1 protein-coding gene is annotated in these 1,570 nt (G+C 42.4%); it reads left to right on the top strand.

The annotated features are described in order from the left end of the window. Positions 1-1,535 (top strand): hypothetical protein (locus tag HMPREF9073_RS01965; protein ID WP_009412299.1); only part of this gene is annotated, 1,535 nt, incomplete at its 5' end. Positions 1,536-1,570: the final 35 nt, after the last annotated feature.

Genomic DNA, 1,570 nt, shown 5'->3' with positions numbered 1-1,570 from the left:
AACCTGCTGTCATTCCTATCAATACGGGCAGACAGCTATTTGTAGACGATTTTTTGCTCAGTGAAAATCACTTGCAAAAAGTCTATCACACACCTAACTTTTATGCTCAAAATCCAGTACTCAAAGCTGATAAGCCTTGGGAAAACACTAAGGAAGGTTATCCTTACGCAGCTCCTTTTAGCGATGGAGTGTGGTATGATGAACACGACAACAAGTTTAAAATGTGGTACTTAGCAGGAGCTTCACAAGCAAATGATGCCAAACACGGATTAGCTACTTGCTATGCCGAATCACTTGATGGCAAGCATTGGACGAAACCCTCATTAGATATAGTGCTTGGCACTAACTACGTAGATGTAAACAATCGCGATGCTGCTACCGTATGGCTCGACAAACAGGAAAAAGACCCCGCTAAACGCTTTAAGTTCTTCAATGTAGAGTACAAAGTGATGAATAACATAGAGTACAAAAGCGACTATGCTCAATACCAAATTGTATTGAAATATTCCTCCGATGGTATTCACTGGACTGATAAAGGCGTAGCTCACTCAGGTAGCATTACCGACCGTTGTTCCGCATTCTACAATCCTTTTACCCATCGTTGGGCTATCAGTATGCGCTATTCGGTGCCTAAGGTATCTAACCGTTCGCGCTCTTATTTAGAGCACGCTAATGTAGAAGATGCTGTAAGTCTTGCTCATATGATGAGCCGACAGCTACACGAGAAATACCAAGTATTTTGGTTCACCCCTGATGATAAAGAAAAACGCCACCCCGATTACCCCGAAGTAGACCCTGGTATTTATAATTTTGATGCCATTGCCTATGAGAGTATCATATTGGGCTTTTACAGTCAGTGGCAAGGGCCTGAAAATGGCATTTGCAAAAAAGCGATGATGCCCAAACGCAACGAGGTACAATTAGGTTACAGTCGTGATGGTTTTCACTTTGCTCGCCCTACTCACCAGTCGTTTATGGCAGTGAATCCTACTGAAGGGGCTTGGAATTACGGCAATATGCAGTCGGTGAATGGGGTGCCTATTATTGTAGGCGATTCTCTTTATTTCTATAGTAGTGGTCGTTCTAAGAATGGTATTTGGTGGGATGCTGGTATGAGTACCGGTTTAGCTACCTTGCGCCGTGATGGTTTTGTATCGCTCAAAGCTGATAAGAAAGAGGCTTTTGCTACTACCGAAAAAGTAAGTTTTGATGGTGAATACCTCTTTGTAAATGCAGCGGTTAAGAAAGGTAAACTATTAGTAGAAGTGTTAGATGAAAATGGTACTCCTATTGCAGGTTTCACTAAAAAGGATTGTATAGTATTGCAAAAAAGTGATGGTACCAAAGCACGCGTACAATGGAAAAACAACGCTACCCTCACAGCACTCAAAGGCAAGCCCGTACGTTTTAAATTCTACCTTACCAATGGTGAACTCTACGCTTTCTGGGTATCTCCTTGGGAAACAGGTGAAAGCCGAGGTTACACCGCCGGTGGAGGCAAAGGCTTAAACCCCTCAGGTATTGATGAACCGTAAGAATTAGCAAATTTGAAAATTAGCAAATGAGCAAA

The organism is Capnocytophaga sp. oral taxon 326 str. F0382, assembly GCF_000318295.1.
Classification (GTDB): domain Bacteria; phylum Bacteroidota; class Bacteroidia; order Flavobacteriales; family Flavobacteriaceae; genus Capnocytophaga; species Capnocytophaga periodontitidis.
Note: the sequence above shows the minus strand (reverse complement) of the source record. Positions and strands in the feature narration are given on the sequence as shown.